General features: G+C 67.1%; 19 protein-coding genes. 5 read left to right on the top strand and 14 right to left on the bottom strand.

The window, feature by feature from the left end:
• Positions 1–145: 145 nt before the first annotated feature.
• Complete coding sequence (creC, locus tag ABD974_RS19000; protein WP_345304920.1) at positions 146–1,630, bottom strand: two-component system sensor histidine kinase CreC; 1,485 nt, start codon at positions 1,628–1,630, stop codon at positions 146–148.
• A 46-nt stretch (positions 1,631–1,676) separates the two neighbouring features.
• Entirely contained in the window at positions 1,677–2,375 is a 699-nt protein-coding gene (gene creB, locus ABD974_RS18995) for a two-component system response regulator CreB (protein ID WP_345304919.1), read from the bottom strand.
• Positions 2,376–2,497: 122 nt separating this feature from the next.
• Here creB and ABD974_RS18990 point away from each other — a divergent pair, with 122 nt between their 5' ends.
• Both ABD974_RS18990 and ABD974_RS18985 read left to right on the top strand, forming a co-directional pair.
• Positions 2,498–3,355, top strand: coding sequence for a 23S rRNA (adenine(2030)-N(6))-methyltransferase RlmJ (locus ABD974_RS18990; RefSeq protein ID WP_345304918.1), 858 nt, complete (start codon positions 2,498–2,500; stop codon positions 3,353–3,355).
• A 108-nt stretch (positions 3,356–3,463) separates the two neighbouring features.
• Complete coding sequence (locus ABD974_RS18985; RefSeq protein ID WP_345304917.1) at positions 3,464–4,420, top strand: DUF808 domain-containing protein; 957 nt, start codon at positions 3,464–3,466, stop codon at positions 4,418–4,420.
• A gap of 32 nt (positions 4,421–4,452) precedes the next feature.
• Here the strand turns inward: ABD974_RS18985 and ABD974_RS18980 are convergent, their stop codons facing one another.
• Positions 4,453–4,815, bottom strand: coding sequence for an MmcQ/YjbR family DNA-binding protein (locus tag ABD974_RS18980; protein WP_345304916.1), 363 nt, complete (start codon positions 4,813–4,815; stop codon positions 4,453–4,455).
• Between the two features lie 69 nt (positions 4,816–4,884).
• On the opposite strand from ABD974_RS18980, the gene ABD974_RS18975 reads away from it, so the two are divergent.
• The 3 genes from ABD974_RS18975 (at position 4,885) to ABD974_RS18965 (ending at position 9,611) form a co-directional block, all read left to right on the top strand.
• A complete protein-coding gene (locus tag ABD974_RS18975) occupies positions 4,885–5,457 on the top strand; it encodes a GNAT family N-acetyltransferase (RefSeq protein WP_345304915.1) in 573 nt (190 codons plus the stop codon).
• Positions 5,458–5,580: 123 nt separating this feature from the next.
• The gene (mfd, locus tag ABD974_RS18970) at positions 5,581–9,087 is read left to right on the top strand and encodes a transcription-repair coupling factor (RefSeq protein WP_345304914.1); all 3,507 of its coding nucleotides are present in this window, start codon (positions 5,581–5,583) and stop codon (positions 9,085–9,087) included.
• Positions 9,084–9,611 carry a histidine phosphatase family protein gene (locus ABD974_RS18965; RefSeq protein WP_345304913.1) on the top strand — a complete coding sequence of 176 codons (528 nt, stop codon included), beginning with the start codon at positions 9,084–9,086 and terminating at the stop codon, positions 9,609–9,611. Before mfd ends, ABD974_RS18965 begins: the two co-directional genes overlap by 4 nt.
• A gap of 31 nt (positions 9,612–9,642) precedes the next feature.
• Here the strand turns inward: ABD974_RS18965 and virB11 are convergent, their stop codons facing one another.
• The 11 genes from virB11 to ABD974_RS18910 all read right to left on the bottom strand — a co-directional run bounded on the left by virB11 (position 9,643) and on the right by ABD974_RS18910 (position 19,037).
• The gene (gene virB11 / locus ABD974_RS18960) at positions 9,643–10,692 is read right to left on the bottom strand and encodes a P-type DNA transfer ATPase VirB11 (protein WP_345304912.1); all 1,050 of its coding nucleotides are present in this window, start codon (positions 10,690–10,692) and stop codon (positions 9,643–9,645) included.
• A 178-nt stretch (positions 10,693–10,870) separates the two neighbouring features.
• Positions 10,871–12,184, bottom strand: coding sequence for a TrbI/VirB10 family protein (locus tag ABD974_RS18955; RefSeq protein WP_345304911.1), 1,314 nt, complete (start codon positions 12,182–12,184; stop codon positions 10,871–10,873).
• Positions 12,181–12,966, bottom strand: coding sequence for a TrbG/VirB9 family P-type conjugative transfer protein (locus ABD974_RS18950; RefSeq protein ID WP_425562735.1), 786 nt, complete (start codon positions 12,964–12,966; stop codon positions 12,181–12,183). The genes ABD974_RS18955 and ABD974_RS18950 overlap by 4 nt, the downstream gene beginning before the upstream one ends.
• On the bottom strand, positions 12,963–14,027 hold the full coding sequence (locus ABD974_RS18945; RefSeq protein WP_345304910.1) for a VirB8 family type IV secretion system protein: 1,065 nt from the start codon (positions 14,025–14,027) through the stop codon (positions 12,963–12,965). Before ABD974_RS18945 ends, ABD974_RS18950 begins: the two co-directional genes overlap by 4 nt.
• A 91-nt stretch (positions 14,028–14,118) precedes the next feature.
• Positions 14,119–14,550, bottom strand: coding sequence for a hypothetical protein (locus tag ABD974_RS18940; protein WP_345304909.1), 432 nt, complete (start codon positions 14,548–14,550; stop codon positions 14,119–14,121).
• Positions 14,551–15,100: 550 nt separating this feature from the next.
• A complete protein-coding gene (gene lolD, locus ABD974_RS18935) occupies positions 15,101–15,814 on the bottom strand; it encodes a lipoprotein-releasing ABC transporter ATP-binding protein LolD (protein WP_345304908.1) in 714 nt (237 codons plus the stop codon).
• Positions 15,807–17,066 carry a lipoprotein-releasing ABC transporter permease subunit gene (locus ABD974_RS18930; protein ID WP_345304907.1) on the bottom strand — a complete coding sequence of 420 codons (1,260 nt, stop codon included), beginning with the start codon at positions 17,064–17,066 and terminating at the stop codon, positions 15,807–15,809. The genes lolD and ABD974_RS18930 overlap by 8 nt, the downstream gene beginning before the upstream one ends.
• Before the next feature lie 23 nt (positions 17,067–17,089).
• Positions 17,090–17,527, bottom strand: coding sequence for a YgfX family protein (locus ABD974_RS18925; RefSeq protein ID WP_345304906.1), 438 nt, complete (start codon positions 17,525–17,527; stop codon positions 17,090–17,092).
• Positions 17,490–17,750, bottom strand: coding sequence for an FAD assembly factor SdhE (locus tag ABD974_RS18920; protein ID WP_345304905.1), 261 nt, complete (start codon positions 17,748–17,750; stop codon positions 17,490–17,492). The genes ABD974_RS18925 and ABD974_RS18920 overlap by 38 nt, the downstream gene beginning before the upstream one ends.
• An 8-nt stretch (positions 17,751–17,758) precedes the next feature.
• The gene (locus ABD974_RS18915; RefSeq protein WP_345304904.1) at positions 17,759–18,181 is read right to left on the bottom strand and encodes an MAPEG family protein; all 423 of its coding nucleotides are present in this window, start codon (positions 18,179–18,181) and stop codon (positions 17,759–17,761) included.
• A 70-nt stretch (positions 18,182–18,251) separates the two neighbouring features.
• Positions 18,252–19,037 (bottom strand): succinate dehydrogenase iron-sulfur subunit, encoded by a 786-nt coding sequence (locus ABD974_RS18910; RefSeq protein WP_345304903.1) that lies wholly within the window; start codon positions 19,035–19,037, stop codon positions 18,252–18,254.
• Between the last annotated feature and the right edge of the window lie 7 nt (positions 19,038–19,044).

The raw sequence follows: 19,044 nt of genomic DNA, 5'->3' as shown, positions 1-19,044 counted from the left end.
CGGCGGCGCATGCGGGGCGGCGATGGCGCTTGTGTGAAGTCGGGGTGAATTCCGAAGGCACCCGCCCGGTAGAGCGGCCTTCAGGCCGCTGCTGGATTTCCGATAAAAGCAGCGGCCTGAAGGCCGCTCTACCGGATCAAGCGGATCAAACCGCGGGTAACACCATCGACGCCACCGCCCCGCCCTCGTCGCGGTTGGCCAGCGCGACGCTGCCGCCGTGCAGCTCCACCGCTTCGGCGACGAAGCACAGGCCCAGGCCGCTGCTGCGGCTGCCGCCTTCGGGGCGCGGCAGCGAATAGAACCGCTCGAATGCCCGATCGAGCGCATAGTCCGGCACGCCCGGGCCGCGATCGCAGACGTCCACGCCGATGCGATCCGCATCGCGGCGCAGCCGCAGTTCGACCGTGCTGCCCGGCGGCGCGAAATCCGCCGCGTTCTCCAGCAGATTGAGCAGCGACTGCCGCAGCAGGAAGGCGTCGCCCGACACCCGCAGCCCGCGCGTATCGACCGCTTCGCGCACATCGAGGCGCAGCGATCGCTGCGCGAATTTCGGCGCGATGCGCTCCGCGGCCTCGTCGGCGATCGTGCGCAGATCGAGGATCTGCGGCTGCTCGATGCGCTGCCGGTGTTCGACCGCGGCCAGCGCGAGCAGCTTGTCGATCATCTCGGCCATGCGTTCGCTCTGGGCGCGGATGGTCGCGACGAATCGCGCACGATCGGCTTCGGGCATGCCGCCGGCTGCCGATTCCATCGATGCGGATTCCATCGATGCAGATTCCAGCAGTTCGGCGCAGCCGCGGATTGCGGCGAGCGGGCTCTTCAGCTCGTGGGTGAGCGCATGCACGTATTGTTCGACGTACTGCTTGCCTTCGAGCTTGGCGCGCATGGTTTCCAGCGCGCGGCCGAGATCGCCGAACTCGCCGGCGCTGTCCGGCGGGCTGGCGCGTTCGCCGGCGGTGACCGCATCGGCGTAACGGCGCAGGGCGCCGAGCTGGCGCGACAGCCACCACGCGGCGACCAGACCGATGACCAGGGCCACGCCCAGCAGCACCGAGCCCCAGCGCAGGATCACGCCCTGGCTGCGCGCGATGAACGGCGCGATGGTCTGGTTGGGCTTGGCGACGGTGAGCACGCCGACGATGCGCTCGCGGCCCTGCTCGCGCAGCTTGATCGGCGCGGCCACGTGCATCACCGAGCTGCTTTCGTCGGCGGGATCGCTGCGCGACGAGCGCGCGCCGTACCGACCGCGCAGGGTGAGATAGACATCGTTCCAGCGCGAATAGTCCTTGCCCAGGTCTTCGCCGCTGGAATCGAACACCACGATGCCGCGGGCGTCGGTGACGTAGATGCGGGTGCTGACCTTGCGCTTGTTGAAGCCCCAGATCTCGGCGCCGAGATCGCGATCGGTGAGCGTGCGCACGTGTTGGGCGAAGCGGCCGTCGGCCATGCGCCCGGCCAGCAGATCGTCCTTGGCCTGTTCCGCCAGCAGGTTGGCGGTGTCGACGAGCGTGTCCTCCATCGCCTGGCGCACGCCCGGCTTCACTTCCTGCAGGAATACCCGCCCCAGCAGCAGCGCGGCCACGGCCACGATCAGGAAATAGCCGAGCAGGATGCGCAGGCCGATGTTCATCGAATGCGCTTCAATCGAATGGCGTTCATGCGATGTGCCGGATCGTCTATGCGCCGGTCTCGAGCGAATAGCCGAGACCGCGGTGGGTGCGGATCGGATCGTCCTCGCTGTCCGAGACCCGCAGTTTCGAGCGCAGCGTCTTGATGTGGGTGTCGACGGTGCGATCGCCGCTGTCCAGCGCATCGGCCCAGACCCGATCCATCAGCTGCGCCCGCGACAGCACCGCGCCGGGGCGCTGCAGCAGCGCTTCGAGCAGGCCGTATTCGTAGCGGGTGAGATCGAGCGCGCGGCCCTGATAACGGATGCGCTTGCCTTCGCGATCGATCTGGAAATGGCCATGCACCCGCCAGGTCGCCGATTCGGCCTGGACGCGGCGGCGCAGGCGCGCACGCACGCGGGCGACGAGTTCGCGCGGCGAGAAGGGTTTCACCACGTAGTCGTCTGCGCCCAGCTCCAGTCCGACCACGCGATCGATCTCGCCGTCGCGGGCGGTGAGGAAGATCACCGGCACCTCGCTGAAGGCGCGGATCGCGCGGCAGACCTCGAAGCCGGTGACATCGGGCAGACCGATGTCGAGCACGATCAGATCGATGCCGCCGGCCTGCAGTCGCGGCACCACCGCACTGCCGAGCAGCACATGTTCGGCCGCGAATCCTTCGGCGCGCAGCGCGTACACGACGGTGTCGGCAATGGCGGTCTCGTCTTCGGCGATCAGGATGGTGCTGGACGTGGGCGTGGCGGCCATGGCGGGTCGCGAAAGGGCGTCGCCGGCATTGTAGGCCGCAGGCCGGCCGGTTTCGCGGTGCGCCGCTTCGCATACCATGGCGCACCCGCCTCGCATCCGCCCACCCGGGCGCCCACGGTCGCATGAACTACCGCCACGCCTTCCACGCCGGCAATCACGCCGATGCGCTCAAGCACACGCTGCTGCTGGCGCTATGCGATGCGCTGACCGCCAAGCCGGCGCCGCTGTTTGCGCTGGACACCCACGCCGGCGCGGGGGTGTACGCGCTGCAGGGCGACGAGGCGACGCGCACCGGCGAGGCCGAAGGCGGCCTGCTGCGGCTGCTGGCCGCGCCACCGCGCGATCCTTCGGTGCAGCGCTATCTCGCGGCCGTGGCGGCTTGCCGCGCGGCCTGCGGGCCGGATGCCTGCCCCGGCTCGCCCCGGCTGCTGGCACACGCCCTGCGCGGGCAGGACCGCATCGCCTGCTGCGAACTGCGCGAGGACGACGCCGCGCTGCTCAAGCGTGCCGTCGGCGACGACCCGCGGGTCGCGGTCCATGTCCGCGACGGTTATGCGGCGATGCGCGCGCTGCTGCCGCCGAAGGTCGCGGGACAGCGGTTCGCGCGCGGTCTGGTGCTGATCGATCCGCCGTACGAGGCACAGCTCGACGAATTCGACATCGCGCTCGCGGCGATCCGCGACGGCCTGGCGCGCTGGCCTCAGGCGGTGATCGTGCTGTGGTATCCGATCAAGCGCCGCAGTGCGCTGATGCCCTTCTACCGCGCCGCGGCGGCGCTGGAGGCGAAATCGGCGCTGGTCTGCGAACTGCTGGTGCGGCCCGACGATTCGCCGCTGCGGATGAACGGCAGCGGCCTGCTGGTGCTCAACGCACCGTGGCGCTTCGACCAGGCCGCCCGCACCGCGGCCGACGCCCTGCGCGACGCGCTGGGCGAGGCCGGGACGTCGTCGCGGACCGACTGGCTGCGCGCGCCGGCCTGATCCTGGATCGACCGCATCCGTCGGCCACATCCCGGACCCGCCACCGGATGGCCCACGGTGGCGGGTATGCGACAATCCGCGGCCCTCTTCGCAACGCCGACTGACGCCATGGCCGGATCCAGCCTGTTCGCCCTGATCGACGACATCGCCACCCTGCTCGACGACGTGTCGGTGATGACCAAGGTCGCCACCAAGAAAACCGCCGGCGTGCTCGGCGACGACCTCGCACTGAACGCGCAGCAGGTCTCGGGCATCGACGCCGACCGCGAGCTGCCGGTCGTGTGGGCGGTGGCGAAGGGCTCGATGGTCAACAAGATCATCCTCGTGCCCGCGGCGCTGGCGATCAGCGCGCTGGAACACTGGCTGCATGGGCAGGGCATCAACATTCCGCTGATCACGCCCCTGCTGATGCTCGGCGGCGCCTTCCTCTGCTACGAAGGCGTGGAAAAGCTGGCGCACAAGTTCCTGCACAGCAAGGCCGAGGACGACCAGCACCACAAGCAATTGGTGCAGGCGGTGCAGGACGAGAACGTGGACATGGTCCAGTTCGAGAAGGACAAGATCAAGGGCGCGGTGCGCACAGATTTCATCCTCTCCGCGGAAATCATCGTGATCTCGCTCGGCACCGTCGCCGATGCGGATTTCACCCGACAGCTGAGCGTACTCGCCGCGATCTCGCTGATCATGACCGTCGGCGTCTACGGCCTGGTCGGCGGCATCGTCAAGCTCGACGACCTCGGTCTCGCCCTGAACCGCGACACCGCGGCCAGCGCATGGGCCGGTTTCAAGCGGAAGATCGGCGGACTGATCCTGCGCGGGGCGCCGCTGCTGATGAAATTCCTGTCGGTCGCCGGCACCGCGGCGATGTTCCTCGTCGGCGGCAGCATCCTCGTCCACGGCATCCCGGCCGCGCATCACTTCATCGAACCCTTCACCCACGGCTCGATGGGCTGGCTGATCCAGATGCTGTTCGACGCGGCGGTCGGCATCGTCGCCGGCGCCGTCATCGTCGCCGCGCTGGCGCTGGTCGCGAAACTGCGCGGCAAGAAGCCCAAGGCCGCCTGACCGGCATCGCGGACCGCAGACCTCGCGACGGCTCAGCCGTCGCCGAGTTCGCGCTGCACTCTCTTCGTCAATTTGGCCCGCACCAGCAGATAGCTGCCGCGGATCAGCGCATCGCGCTCGGCAGCAGGCAGCGCAGCGGGCCCGGTCAGACTGATCCAGTGCGCCCGCGCCATGTACGGCGCCGGAACGATGCCCGGCCGGTCGGTGTATTCGAGAAAACGGCCATCGTCGACCTTGAAACTGAGGCGACCGGTTCCGCCCTCCCCGGCTGGCGCGATGTCGAGCACGCAGAACATCTTCCCGGCGACCGAAAAGACGAGATCGTTGCCCCATTTGATGTCTTCGGTCACGCCGGGCCAGGGCGAGACCAGCGCGCGCAAGGCATCCGGCGTCATCGTTCAGGACCTTTCCGTGCAGAATCCGGCTAGAGCATAACTTCATCCGGCGTATGCGAAGATGCCGCCGTGAAACGCGATCGGCTACCGCCCTGGCACGAGTACAAACGGCTTCTGGACGGCCGCGAGATCCTCATCCGCCCGATCCGCCCGGAAGATGCCGAGCCGCTGCGCGCGGGCTTCAGCCTGCTGCGTCCCGAGGAGATCCGGCAGCGCTTTCTCTACGCGATCAAGGAACTCACCCCCGAAACGGCCGCGCGGCTGACCCGGCCGGACTCCGAGACCGAATTCGCGCTGGTCGCAGCCGAACCGTTGCCTCCCGGCGAAGCCCTGATCGGCGCGGTCGCGCGCGTCGCCATCGACCCCGGCACCCGCGAGGCCGAATTCGCGATCCTCGTCAGTCATTTCATCGGCGGCATGGGCCTGGGGCGGCATCTGATGCTGCGCCTGGTGCGCTGGGCCCGCCGCAAACAGCTGACCCGTCTCTACGGCGATGTCCTGGAACACAACACCGCCATGCTCGCGCTGGCCGAATCGCTGGGATTCCGTCGCGAGCATTCGGATACGCCCGGGCTGGTGCGGGTGGCGCTCGATCTTTCCGACCCGAAGTCGCTCGCGGCCGTGGAATCGGCCGACACCTGAAAGATGCGTTCGGCCCACAAGGGACGTCGTGGAGATCGACCACGAAGATCGGCCGTGCGGATCATCCTTGAAGATCCGATGCCGACATCCGCCGCAGGGAACCGCTGTTAAAATCGGCGGCTCATGTCCGACGCCTCTTTCCTCGCCCGGCTCCTGCCGAAACCGGGCCAATCGCGCGCCTGGTGGCGCATGCCCGCCAGCGCCAGCGCACTGGCGTGGACGCTCGCGCGGCTGGCGCGCAGCCACGACGCGCCACTGCTCGCGGTGGCCCGCGACAACCAGTCCGCGCACCAGCTCGAACAGGACCTGCGCACGCTGATCGGCCGCGACGATACGGTGCCGGTGCTGCATTTCCCCGACTGGGAAACCCTGCCCTACGACCAGTTCAGCCCGCATCCGGACATCGTCTCGCAGCGACTCGCGGCCCTGCACCGGCTACCGTCGCTGCGCCGCGGCGTGGTGGTGGTGCCGGTGCAGACGCTGATGCAGCGGCTGGCGCCGCTGTCGCATCTGGTCGGCGGCAGTTTCGACGTGAAGGTCGGCCAGCGGATGGACATGGACGCCGAGAAGCGGCGTCTGGAAGGCGCCGGTTATCGCAACGTCCCGCAGGTGTTCGATCCCGGCGACTTCGCGGTGCGCGGCGGTCTGCTCGACATCTATCCGATGGGCGCCGACGAGCCCTATCGCATCGAACTGCTGGACGACGAGATCGAGACGATCCGCGCCTTCGATCCGGAGTCGCAGCGTTCGCTGGAGAAATACGCGTCGGTGGAACTGCTGCCGGGCCGCGAAGTGCCGATCGAGGGCGACGCGCTGCGGCGCGCGATGGACACGCTGCGCGACCGTTTCGACATCGATACCCGGCGCAGCGGCTTGTTCCAGGACCTGAAGGCCGGGCTCACGCCCGCCGGCATCGAGTACTACCTGCCGCTGTTCTTCGATCGCACCGCGACGCTGTTCGACTATCTCGCCGCGGACGCGCTGCCGGTGCTCGGCGAGGGCGTGCAGGAGGCCGCGGATCATTTCTGGCGCACGACCGGAGAACGCTACGAACAGCGTCGCCACGATATCGAACGGCCCCTGCTGCCGCCGGACGAGCTGTACCTGCCGCCGGACGCGCTGCGCGAAATTCTGAACCGCGTACGCCGCATCGAAGTCTGCGGCGACACGCATCCGCGCCGCGAGGAAGCGCTGGCCATCGGCGTGCAGCCGGCCCCCGATCTGCCGCTGATGGCGAAGGATGCCGAGCCGGCCGCAGCGCTGAAATCCTTCCTGTCCTCGTATCCCGGCCGCGTGCTGGTCGCGGCGGATTCCGCCGGTCGCCGCGAGGCGCTGCTGGACACCGTGCGCGCCGCCGAGCTGCGGCCGCAGGTGGTCGCCGACTTTCCTGCATTCCACGCCGCGCCCGCGGGCGGCGAACGCCTGTTCGTCGCGGTCGCGCCGCTGGACAACGGCTTCGGCGTCGACGCCACGGCAGAGGACGGCACGCTGCCGTGGATCGTCGTCACCGAGCGCCAACTGTTCCCCGAGCGCGCATCGCAGCCGCGCCGGCGGCGGCGCGCGGGACGCGAGCCGGAAGCGATCATCCGCGATCTCGGCGAACTCAGCGAAGGCGCGCCGGTGGTGCACGAAGACCACGGCGTCGGCCGCTATCGCGGGCTGGTGACGCTGGAAGCCGGCGGGCAGACCGGCGAATACCTCGACATCGAATACGCCAAGGGCGACCGGCTGTACGTGCCGGTCACCCAGTTGCATCTGGTCAGCCGCTATTCCGGCGCTTCGCCCGAAACCGCACCGCTGCATTCGCTGGGCGGAGAAGCCTGGAGCAAGGCGAAACGGAAGGCCGCGGAAAAAGTCCGCGACGTGGCCGCGGAACTGCTCGAAATCCAGGCCAAGCGCCACGCCCGCGCCGGCCTGGCGCTGGATGTCGACCGCGGCATCTACGAACCGTTCGCGGCGACTTTCCCGTTCGAGGAAACGCCGGACCAGCTCGCCGCGATCGAAGCCGTGCTGCGCGACCTGTCGTCGTCGCGACCGATGGATCGCGTCGTCTGCGGCGACGTGGGCTTCGGCAAGACCGAAGTCGCGGTGCGCGCGGCCTTCGCCGCCGCGATCGCCGGCAAACAGGTCGCGGTGCTGGTGCCGACCACGTTGCTGGCCGAGCAGCACTACCGCAATTTCCGCGACCGTTTCGCGGATTGGCCGCTGAAGGTCGAGGTGCTGTCGCGCTTCAAATCGACCAAGGAGATCAAGGCCGAACTGGAGAAGGTGGCGGACGGCCGCATCGACGTGATCGTCGGCACCCACCGGCTGCTGCAACCAGACGTGAAATTCAAGGATCTCGGCCTGGTCATCGTCGACGAGGAGCAGCGCTTCGGCGTGCGCCAGAAGGAAGCGCTGAAGGCGCTCCGTGCGGACGTGCATCTGCTCACGCTCACCGCGACGCCGATTCCGCGCACCCTGAACATGGCGATGACCGGACTGCGCGATCTGTCGATCATCGCGACCCCGCCGGCGCACCGGCTCGCGGTGCAGACCTTCGTCGTGCCCTGGGACGACAACCAGTTGCGCGAAGCCTTCCAGCGCGAGCTCGCGCGCGGCGGCCAGCTGTATTTCCTGCACAACGACGTCGAGAGCATCGGCCGCATGCAGCGCGAACTCGAAGCGCTGGTGCCCGACGCGCGCATCGGCATCGCCCACGGCCAGATGCCGGAGCGCGAACTGGAACGGGTGATGCTCGATTTCCACAAGCAGCGCTTCAACGTGCTGCTGTGCTCGACCATCATCGAATCGGGCATCGACATCCCGAACGCCAACACCATCATCATCAACCGTGCCGACAAGTTCGGCCTCGCGCAGTTGCACCAGCTGCGCGGCCGTGTCGGCCGCTCGCACCATCGCGCCTACGCGTACTTGGTCATTCCCGACGGCCGCACGATCACCGCCGACGCGCGCAAGCGTCTGGAGGCGATCGCATCGATGGATGAGCTCGGCGCAGGCTTCACGCTGTCGACGCACGACCTCGAAATCCGCGGCGCTGGCGAGCTGCTCGGCGAGGACCAGAGCGGCCAGATGGCGGAGGTCGGCTTCTCGCTCTACACCGAACTGCTCGAACGCGCGGTGCGCAGCATCCGCCAGGGCAAACTGCCGGGCGTGGACAACCTCGGCCTGGATCTGGACGAACAGCGCGGCGCCGATATCGAGCTGAACGTGCCGACCCTGATTCCGGACGATTACCTGCCCGACGTGCACACGAGGCTCACGCTGTACAAGCGCGTGAGCAGCGCCCGCAGCGCCGACGATCTGCGCGAGCTGCAGGTGGAAATGATCGATCGTTTCGGCCTGCTGCCGGCCCCGGCGAAGCATCTGTTCGCGGCGGCGGAACTGAAGCTCGAAGCCACCGCGCTGGGCATCCGCAAACTGGATCTCGGCGCCGCCGGCGGACGGATCCAGTTCGTCGAAAAGCCGAATGTCGATCCGATGTCGGTGATCCGGCTCATCCAGGGCCAGCCGAAGCATTACCAGATGGACGGTCCCGACAAGCTGCGGATCAAGCTCGATCTGCCCGATGCCGCCACTCGCCTGCAGGCCGCCCGCGGCCTGTTCGCCACGCTGAGGCCGAACGCATGACCCGTCCACGCCGTTTCCTCGCGCTGTCGCTGGTGTTCATCGCCGCCTGCGCGTCGCAGGGCGGCAGCGGCGAACGCCCGGCCGCAACGGGCGAGACGCATTTCGTGCTCGTCCGTCACGCCGAGAAGGCGAACGACGACCCGAAAGATCCGTCGCTGAGCGAGGCAGGCATGGCGCGCGCCGCGCGACTGGCGGATGCGCTCGCGGACACGCCGTTGGCGGCGGCGTACGCGACCGCCTATCGCCGCACCCGAGCGACCGCCGCGACCGCCGCAGCCCGTCACGGCATCGCGGTGACGACCTACGATGCATCGCGACCGGCCGCCGAATTCGCCACAGCGCTGCGGCAGGCCCATGCCGGTCGAACGGTGCTGATCGTCGGCCACAGCAATACGGTGCCGGCGCTGGCCGCGGCACTGTGCGCCTGCGATGTCGCGCCGATGCGCGAGGACGAATTCGATCGCCGGATCGACATCCGGATCGCGGCCGACGGCCGTATCTCGATGGAAGAACGGCGCGACTGAAGCGCCGTGCCGGCCTCGATCGGAGCCGGCGTCAATCGGCGGTGGGAATGCCCAGCGAACGCCTGGGATCGAAATCGATGCCGGTGATGTAGCGGCGGCCGGCATGCGCCTTGATGTGCACGACGATGTCGATGGTCAGCATCAGCAGGCGCTTGATCACCGCGAACTCGAGGCCGGAGCCTTCGTTGGAGGCTTTGACCATCAGCGCGAGCTGGTCCCAGGTCTGGGCCGTGCTGCCGGCGTGGCAACTGGTGATCGAACCCGGGTGACCGGAGGCGCAGTTGCGGATGAAGTAGAACGCTTCGTCGCCGCGCAACTCGGCCAGGATGATCCGGTCCGGCTTCATGCGGAGGCAGGCCTCCATGCAGCTTTTCGCGGTCACGTTGCTCGCGCTCTGGCCACCCTTGGAATACAGCAGATGCACGATGTTCGGCTGTTCGATGAACAGTTCGCGGGCGTCCTCGATGGTCACCAACCGCTCTTCGTGCGGAATATGGCCGACCAGCGATTTCATGAACGTGGTCTTGCCGCTGCCGGTGGCGCCGGCGACGACGATGTTCTTCTTGTAGGAAACGGCCTTCTTGAAGAATTCGGCGTAGTCGCGGTCGGCGCGCAGCGCCAGCAGTTCCTTGTCCTGTTCGCTGACTTCCGGCGCGCCTTCGAGGATCTGCTTGAAGAAGCCGCTTTCCTCGTAGCTCTGCAGGGTGAAGTTGCGCTTGGCCGGAAGACGGATCGTGATCGAGACCTTGCCCGCATCGCAGGCCGGCGGAATCACGAACTGGGCGCGCTGCCCGGTGGGAAAGGTCAGCGAGACCACGGGGTCGACGTCGGTGATGCGCTGACCGGTATTGCTTTCGTTGACCACCGCGGTACAGAACTGCCGCGCCCGCTCGAAGGTCAGCGACGGCACTTCGATGTGCTGCCAACCCTTGTTGGTTTCCAGGTACAACTCGCCGGGCCGGTTGATGCAGATTTCGGTGACTTCCGGGGAACTCATGTAGTCCAGGATGCCCAGCACGCTGTACTGGTATTCCAGGAAGTCGTTGGAAACGTTGGCGATCGGTGAGTTGTCGATATCCATGCAGGGCGCTGTCGGGTAGTGGAGCAACGCAGAACGATTCGGCGTCGTGGCGATGCGGCGATGCGCCGCACCCGGATCGATCGTCAGGACGACCGTACAAGCGGAAACGGGTTCGGAGCGACCGAACCCGCGACCGGCGGGCAGGTCCGGATGGACCTGCCCGAGGATGGCCCGTCGATCAGCGGCGCGCGATGACGCCGGAGAAATCGACGTCCTGGGCGACGTAGATGTTCAGCACCGTACCCTGGTTGATGGTCACGGTGGCCGGACGCGACATCGCCTTGTTCAACGCCTGATTGGCGAGGCGCTCCATCGTCTTCGCGGTGTTGCTCTCGAAGGGCTGGGTGACGATGTTGCCGCCGGTGGTGACCGAATCCGTCTGCGGGCCTTCTTCCGCCGCGTAATACTTGAAGGCGTCGCTGATCAGACTGATCATCAGCGCCGAACTCATGCGGCTGAACCAGTGCGCGTTGTAGTCGCCCGGATGGCCGGCACCGCCGAGGTTGTCGACGCCCGGACCTTCGAGCACCACGTCCAGACCGGTCGGGGTGGTGATGCGATCCCAGACGACAGCGACGCGCGGGCCCTTCGGCTCGCCCTGGTAGCGGCCCAGCGCCTTCGAACCCTTCGGCAGCAGCAGACGGCGACCGTTGATGGAGTACACCGGCTCGGTGACGATGCAGGACGTGAAGCCGTCGACGTCGGTGATGATTCGGGTTTCGAGCACGCAGCGGATGTACGTGCCGCGGACCAGCAGCGTGTCCGGATTGCGGAGATACTGCGCGATGCTGACCTTGTTGCCGCCGTCGCGGGCCTGTGCCGCCGCCTGCGGAGGGCCGCCCGCGGCCTGCTGCTGGGCGCTCTGCAGATTGCCGAGCATGGCATTCAGCACCGGATCGTTGGCCTGACCGCCCGCGGTCGCGCCACCGTAGCCGCCACGACCGCTGTCGGTCATGCCCATGCGGCGCTCGGCCAGGGTCGGACCCTGCGGTTCCGGCGGACCCGCATCGCGGTACTCATCGCGCTCGGGACGACGGTTGTCGGCCTGGCGCGCGGGTTCTTCCGGCGGCAGCGGCGGCAGTTCCTGCACCGGCACCGGCTGCGGTTCCGGCTGCACGTCAGCGAAGTCCGGACCACCCGGTTGCCCGGCACCCTTGGGCAGGTCGGGGATGACGACCTTTTCTTCCTTCGGCTTCTTGACGTCTTCGTCCTTGTCGGAGCTTGCGTTCTTGATGACGATCAACGTCATCAGGATGAGCAGGCCGACGATACCGGCGAGGAACATCAGCGCCTTGCGGTTCATCTTCTGCGATTCGACCGACTTCAGCTGCGGTGCGCCGGCATCGAGATTCGGCTGCTGCGACGGCTGCTGCTGTGCGGCGTAATAGGGATTGCTCCCCTGCGCGTTGGGATCGTAGCCCTGGCCCTGCGGATCGCCAGAGGAGTAGTCGCCGGACTGTCCCGGCGGATTCGGCGGGAAATTCTGGTTCACTTTTGCTTGTTCCTACGCAGACCGACGACGTTCTTCCCGTGACGGACGACCAGGAAGGGATAAGTGCCATGGACGACGAGGGTGTTGTCCTCGACGGTGGTGTTGACCAGGAAATCCTCGCCACCCTCACGCTCGCGGCCGAACACGGCCGGGAAGTCGCCCGTGGGGAAGCGGTTGATGTTGTTGAACCGGATGTAGGTGAACTGGCCGTCGTCGTACACGTTCACCGGCACCAGCCACTTGTTCTTGGTGCGGGTCGAATACGAATAGTCGAAGTAGTAGGCGCGGGTCTTGTCGAGCTCGGTGTCGATCTCGCTTTGACGCGGCTTGGGACCACCCTTGGCCTCGGCCGCGGCGGCGGCGGAGAACACGGTGTTGTTCGGATAGCTGAAGGCGATCTTGTAATGCACGCCCGCACGCTTGGCCTGTTCCAGCGCCGTCCAGTCGGTCGCCACCACCTTCAGTTCGAAGAGATACGAGTGGGTCGCCGTGCGCACCATCATGTTGGTGTCGACGTCCACGTTCTTCGGCTTCAGGTAGAAGACGTTGTCGCGCCGGTTGAGCTCCCAGCCCGAATTGAAACCGGTGCTGTAGTCGAGGATGTCCTCGCTGGGGCTCAGTTCGATCTGGGTGGTGATGCCCAGACCGGTACGGACCTCGTAGATCCGGTCCGGCTCGTATTCGTACTCGACGATGACTTGCGCGAACGCCGGCATGGCGAGCGTCATCGACGCCAGCACGCACAGCAGGACCGCATAGCAAGAGCGATGCAAGCGACTCATCTGTTGCCTACTCCATTGACTTGATTGGGGGCCTGCACGGCCGGAGCCTGCGGCTGACCAGCCGGTACGGCACCGGCGGGAACGGCTGGATATTGCGGCTGACCGGCGGGCACGGTGCCCGGCGCGCCGAAGTCGGGCGCCGCGGGGTAGGCCTGCGCACCTGCGGGCTGACCGGGGACCGGCTGGCCCTGGACCGGCTGACCCGGATAGGGCTGACCGGGGACCGGCTGGCCGGGGACGGTCTGGCCCGGATAGGGCTGCGCACCCGGCTGCACGGGATAGCCCGCCGGCACCTGCGGCTGCGCGGACACCGGGTTTTCCACCGGAGGCGACGCCGAGAAGTCGTTGTCGAGCGTGTATTCCGTGACCTGGAAGCCGAGCGGGTTGTTGTAACGCTGCTTCTCATCCATCGCCAGGTTCGGCTTGTAGGTGAATTCCAATCGCGCGATCTTGCTGTCGATCGGCTTGGTGTCGCCGGTCTTCTTGTCGTATTCGACGCGCTGGAAACGCACGGTGGCGCTGTTGCGGGCGCTTTCGCCCTGGCCGCTGCGCTGGAGCTGGATGCTGAGGATCTTCACCCGTACGGCGCGTTCCTTGCCGTACTTCTTGAACGGGCTGTCCGGATTGTTGCCGGCGTGGATCGCGGCATAACCGTTGCGCACGTTCGGCGAGGACATCACGTTCACGAGATCCCAGTCGCGCAGGTTCATCATCGCCACGTCGAACGACTCGCGGGCGGTGATGTACTGGGCGACGTTGGCGCGGTTCAGCGCTTCGCTCTGGGTGATGCTGTTGGGGCTGCTGAAATCGCCGCGGAGGGTCGCGACGGTCGCCTGACCCGTGAAGGCGTCGGCCATGATCAGATAGGGCACTTCCTTCTTCAGCGGGAGGATGTACACGAAACCGCCGAGCATGATCAGAACGATCAGGATCGAGGTCCAGGCGATCATCCACGCCCGCTTTTCGCTGCGGCGCGCGAGGTCGGCGATGCTGACCTCGAAATTGACGCCCTTCGCGGCGGTGTTGTCGATTTGTGGCGAATCTTTCTTCTTGCCGAACATTGTGGCGCCTGTATTCCGGATGTCTGGTAAGGAGCGTGACGAAGCGGCTGGCGGACGTCCCGACGGATCGGGCGCGTCGCGCCGTCGCCGATCAGCGGGCCGACCCGCCGCCGGCGTCGCCGGAGGAGATGCGCACGACGATCTCGTTGCCGCTCACGCCGATCGAGACCTGCTGGGATGCGTAGGCCGCATTCAACTGCGACAGCGCCTCCTGCAGGCTCGGCGTGCGGATCTCGGCGACCGCGGAATACAGCGTGTAATCCATCGGATGACGATAGGTCAGGACCATGTTGGAGTCGTCGGCCCAGCGCTCGAGCATGTTCTTGAGCGTGCGGTCCATCGGCGATGCGTAGAAGAGGTAGGCGTCCTGAAGCGGAATGGCCTGGGTCTCTTCCGAGAAGCGGTTGATGTTTTTCCAGCGTCCGCCGAAGTCCGGGGCCGGACGCGTGGCGCAGCTGGACAGCACGAGCGCGAGCGCGGCGCCGAGCAGGAGTTTGGTCAGGATCGAGATTGGATATTTCACACGCCACCCGGAGAAAGATCGGAGAAATTGAGTGAAACGGACGCCGCCCCGCCGCACGGAGCGGGCGGAACGGCTGCATTCTGTAAACGGATACGGACGGACGCGCGCGGCGCACGACCCTGCGTCCCCGACGAGGGCACGACTGGAAAGATGCACCGGACACGGTGCGGCCGGGAACGGCCTGACGAAATCCTTGTTGTCACGACAGATCAGGCCCCCTCCTCGCACCGATCACCGCCGACAGCCGTTCCACAATCTTGCGAACCGCTGCGGCGTCCTTAACGTACCCCAGTATGCTCCCCCGGCCCCCGCTCGACCAACGAACCGGTGGTTCGCGGGACCGGCAGCCTGGAACGCATCCTTGGCTGCGTTTAGGGAACATAGCCCGATCCGCTGCGGCTGGTCAAGAAATCCGGCGCACTTCGGCGCCGCATGGCCTGCAGGCGGCCTGTTTCATCGCGTTCAGCGATCCGGAAAGATCGCAAGCTGCGCGCATGCCGTCCCGGAGCGCGGTGGGCAATGCAATGAACGGTGCCGACGCATAGACCGCTCAGGCGAGCGGACGCAGCCGGCCGTCGTGCAGTTCCAGTACGCGATCGAGCCGACGCGCGAGGCTGCGGTCGTGCGTCACCAGCACGAGGCTGGTCCGGTGCTCGCGATTGAGCGCCAGCATCAGCTCGAACACCGTGGAGGCGGTTTTTTCGTCGAGATTGCCGGTGGGCTCGTCGCCCAGCACGCAGGCGGGCCGGTTCACCAGCGCGCGCGCGACCGCGGCGCGCTGGCGCTCGCCCCCGGACAGTTCTCCCGGTTTGTGCTCCAGCCGGTGTCCCAGCCCCACCGCTTCCAGCAGCGCGCGCGCGCGGCCGGCCGCATCGGCGACCGACGTGCCGTTCAGCAGCACCGGAAGCATCACGTTCTCCAGCGCCGTGAACTCGGGCAGCAGATGATGGAACTGGTACACGAAACCAAGGGCGCGATTGCGCAGGCGACCGCGATCGGCATCGGAGAGGTCGCTCATCTTCTGTCCGGCGACGTAGACCTCGCCGTCGGTGGGCGTATCCAGGCCGCCCAGCAGATGCAACAGCGTGCTCTTGCCCGCACCGGATGCGCCGACGATGGCGACCGTCTCGCCCGGCCGCACCACCAGATCGAGGCCCGCGAACACCGGTGTGCGCAGCGTCCCTTCGGCATAGGTCATGGCGAGGCCTTCGCAGCGGATCACCGCGTCGACCATGCCGTCATCGACCGGAATGCGGTCATTCATAGCGCAACGCCTCCGCAGGTGCGGTGCGCGCCGCGCGCCACGCCGGATACAGGGTGGCCAGGAAGGCCATGACCAGCGCCACCAATGCGATCACGCCGACATCGAAGGGTTTCAGTTCGGTGGGCAGCCCGGTGATGTAGTACACGTCTCCGGGCAGCAACACCACGCCGAACACGCGCTCGATCGCCTGCAGGATGTTTTCGAGGTTGAGGGTGAGCAGAATGCCGCCGACCACCCCGGACACGGTACCGATGATGCCGATCATCGAACCCTGCACCATGAATACCTGCATCACGCCGCGCGGAGTCAGCCCCAGCGTGCGCAGGATGGCGATGTCGGCCTGCTTGTCGGTCACCAGCATCACCTGCGAATTCACCAGGGTGAAGGCGCCCATCAGGATGATCAGCGACAACAGGATCGCCATCATCGTCTTTTCCAGCTTGAGCGCACGGAACATGTTGGCGTTCTCGCGCGACCAGTCGCTGACGCGATAGGCCTCGTCGATGCGGCTGCTGAGCCGGTGCGCGAGATCCACCGCGACCGTCCACGCCTGATCCATGTCGTGCAGCCGCAGCCGCACGCCGGTGACCCCGTCGCCCATCCGAAGCAGACGCTGCGCATCGGCGAGATGCACCACCGCCAGATTGCGGTCGAACTCCTGATGGCCGACCTCGAACAGGCCGACCACGGTGAAGCGTTTCATCTGCACCATCGCGCCGACCGGGGTGGTCTGGAATTCCGGGGTATATACGGTGACCGTATCGCCCACGCCCACCCCCAGCCACAGCGCGAGTTCGCGGCCGAGGACGATGTTGAACTCGCCCGGCACCAGGGCCTTGAGCGACGCGCCATCGAGCATCTTGTCCGCAAGCACCGAGACTTCGCGCTCGCGGGTCGGATCGACGCCGCGCAGCAGCGCACCTTCCTCGCGCGGACCCTGCAGCATCACCGGGCGTTCGATGTAGGGCGCGGCGCCGGCCACGCGTGTGTCCTTTTTGGCCTCGTCGACCGCGTCGACCCAGGCCCGCAGCGGCTCGCCGTCGGCGCTGACCGTGGCGTGGGCGGCCATCTGCAGCATGCGATCGCGGATCTCGCGCTGGAACCCGCTCATGACCGCCAATGTGGTGATCAGCGCGGCGACGCCCAGCGCGATGCCCAGCATCGACGCCAGGGAGATGAAGGAAATGAAGCCGTTGCGGCGCTTCGCGCGGAGATAGCGCAGGCCGATGGCGACGGGGATGGGTTTGAACATGCGTGGCTGCGATGTGATTCGGGCTATGGTGCCATCGGACCCGGCCGCCGCCCAGCATCATCACGGTCCGCGGCCAGCCTCAGTTCACGGCGCCCGGCGGCGCTCAGCGTGTCCGGCCACAGGCTGCGGCGGAACGTACGTCCATCGCTGTCCCGCCAGGACACGAACGCCAGCGGCCCGCGCCAGTCGATCCTCAGGCGCTCGACGGCGATCCCGTCCACGCTCGCGGCGCCTGCAGCGTCGATCACGACCGCATGCACGGGCTGGCGTCGCTCGCGCCACGCCGAGAAAACGCCCGCGGACAGCGCGATCACGGCCAGCGGCCAGGCCACTGCGCGCGACATGTCGGAGACGAGCACCGCGAATGGCGCCAGCACGGCCAGCGCCAGCAGGACGCCGATCCGCCACCGCGAAGGCCGCAGTTCAAACCGGCAGGGCGCGGATGCGTTCGACGAGCGCATGCAGTTCGGGATCTTCGGCGGCGTCGTATCCGAGGAACCAGCGCCAGAGACGGTCGTCCTCGCAGGCCAGCAGGCGCTCGAAGATCGCGCGTTCCTCGGCGGACGCCTGGCCCCAGCGCCGGTCGAGATAACGACCGAACAGTTGATCGAGTTCGCGCATCCCGCGCCGGCTGCGCCAGCGCAGCCGCTGCAGTTCGGCGGCGTCGGCGTCGCGCGCGCCCATCGAGCCCGTCATCCCGCGAGCAGACCGTAGCCGAGCACTCCCCACAGCGACACCAGCGCGATCATGCTCAGCAGGAACGCGCGGAAGCGGTGCATGACCTTGTTGTAGGTGCAATGGATGAGGCTGTGCAGCGCGCGTGCGCCGACATAGGCCCAGGCGAGCCCCAGCACGGTCGGCGTGACCTGATCGGTCAGTGCGGCCACCACCAGCGCCAGATAGAACAGCACCGGCATTTCGAACAGATTGCGGTAGTTGTCGGCCGGCGCCACGTCGGTGTAGAGCGCCGCGGCCTCCTGCGACGTCGATACCCGCTGCGGATGGATGCGATCGCGCTTCATCTGCGCGACCCGGCGCCTGAACATCACGCCCAGCACGGCGAAGGTCAGCGCGACCATGGCCAGTGCGGGCAGGAAGATCGCCTGGTTCGACATGCACCACCTCGCGGGCCGCGCGGATGCGCGGCATTGGAATCGGGATCGGGAAAGGCGCCCGACGGGTCGATCAGACCTGCCGCGCCAGCATCATCTTCTTGATTTCGCCGATGGCCTGCGCCGGATTCAGCCCCTTCGGGCAGGTCCGCGCGCAGTTCATGATGGTGTGGCAGCGATAGAGCTTGAACGGATCTTCGAGGTCGTCCAGACGCGCACCGGTGTCCTCGTCGCGGCTGTCGATGAGCCAGCGATAGGCCTGGAGCAGGATCGCCGGGCCGAGGTAGCGGTCGCCGTTCCACCAGTAGCTCGGGCAACTGGTGCTGCAACAGGCGCAGAGGATGCATTCGTACAGGCCGTCGAGCTTGGCGCGGTCTTCCTTGGACTGCAGCCGCTCCTTGTCCGGCGGCGGTGGCGTCTGGGTGCGGATCCAGGGCTTGATCGACGCGTACTGCGCGTAGAAGTGGGTGAGGTCCGGCACCAGATCCTTGATCACCTGCATGTGCGGCAGCGGATAGATCGGCACTTCCTTCTTCGAACAATCGTCGATCGCCTTGGTGCAGGCCAGCGTGTTCGTGCCGTCGATGTTCATCGCGCAGGAACCGCAGATGCCTTCGCGGCAGGAGCGACGGAAGGTCAGCGTCGGGTCGATCTCGTTCTTGATCTTGATCAGCGCGTCCAGAACCATCGGGCCGCAGGTGTCCAGATCGACTTCATAGGTGTCGGTGCGCGGATTCTCGTCGTCGTCCGGGCTCCAGCGATACACCTTGAACTCGCGCACGCGCTTGGCGCCCGCGGGCGCGGTGAAGCGCTTGCCCTTGTGGACCCTGGAATTCTTGGGAAGGGTGAACTCGGCCATGCTGTCG

Source organism: Lysobacter hankyongensis (assembly GCF_039543145.1).
In the GTDB taxonomy this organism is placed as follows: Bacteria; Pseudomonadota; Gammaproteobacteria; order Xanthomonadales; family Xanthomonadaceae; genus Lysobacter_I; species Lysobacter_I hankyongensis.
This window is presented reverse-complemented; position numbering and strand designations above follow the sequence as displayed.

Coding starts and splice junctions, on each gene's coding strand:
- creC (WP_345304920.1), bottom strand. CDS start 1,630: ATGAACATCGGCCTGCGCATCCTGCTCGGCTATTTCCTGATCGTGGCC.
- creB (WP_345304919.1), bottom strand. CDS start 2,375: ATGGCCGCCACGCCCACGTCCAGCACCATCCTGATCGCCGAAGACGAG.
- ABD974_RS18990 (WP_345304918.1), top strand. CDS start 2,498: ATGAACTACCGCCACGCCTTCCACGCCGGCAATCACGCCGATGCGCTC.
- ABD974_RS18985 (WP_345304917.1), top strand. CDS start 3,464: ATGGCCGGATCCAGCCTGTTCGCCCTGATCGACGACATCGCCACCCTG.
- ABD974_RS18980 (WP_345304916.1), bottom strand. CDS start 4,815: ATGACGCCGGATGCCTTGCGCGCGCTGGTCTCGCCCTGGCCCGGCGTG.
- mfd (WP_345304914.1), top strand. CDS start 5,581: ATGTCCGACGCCTCTTTCCTCGCCCGGCTCCTGCCGAAACCGGGCCAA.
- ABD974_RS18965 (WP_345304913.1), top strand. CDS start 9,084: ATGACCCGTCCACGCCGTTTCCTCGCGCTGTCGCTGGTGTTCATCGCC.
- virB11 (WP_345304912.1), bottom strand. CDS start 10,692: ATGGATATCGACAACTCACCGATCGCCAACGTTTCCAACGACTTCCTG.
- ABD974_RS18950 (WP_425562735.1), bottom strand. CDS start 12,966: ATGAGTCGCTTGCATCGCTCTTGCTATGCGGTCCTGCTGTGCGTGCTG.
- ABD974_RS18945 (WP_345304910.1), bottom strand. CDS start 14,027: ATGTTCGGCAAGAAGAAAGATTCGCCACAAATCGACAACACCGCCGCG.
- lolD (WP_345304908.1), bottom strand. CDS start 15,814: ATGAATGACCGCATTCCGGTCGATGACGGCATGGTCGACGCGGTGATC.
- ABD974_RS18930 (WP_345304907.1), bottom strand. CDS start 17,066: ATGTTCAAACCCATCCCCGTCGCCATCGGCCTGCGCTATCTCCGCGCG.
- ABD974_RS18925 (WP_345304906.1), bottom strand. CDS start 17,527: ATGCGCTCGTCGAACGCATCCGCGCCCTGCCGGTTTGAACTGCGGCCT.
- ABD974_RS18920 (WP_345304905.1), bottom strand. CDS start 17,750: ATGGGCGCGCGCGACGCCGACGCCGCCGAACTGCAGCGGCTGCGCTGG.
- ABD974_RS18915 (WP_345304904.1), bottom strand. CDS start 18,181: ATGTCGAACCAGGCGATCTTCCTGCCCGCACTGGCCATGGTCGCGCTG.
- ABD974_RS18910 (WP_345304903.1), bottom strand. CDS start 19,037: ATGGCCGAGTTCACCCTTCCCAAGAATTCCAGGGTCCACAAGGGCAAG.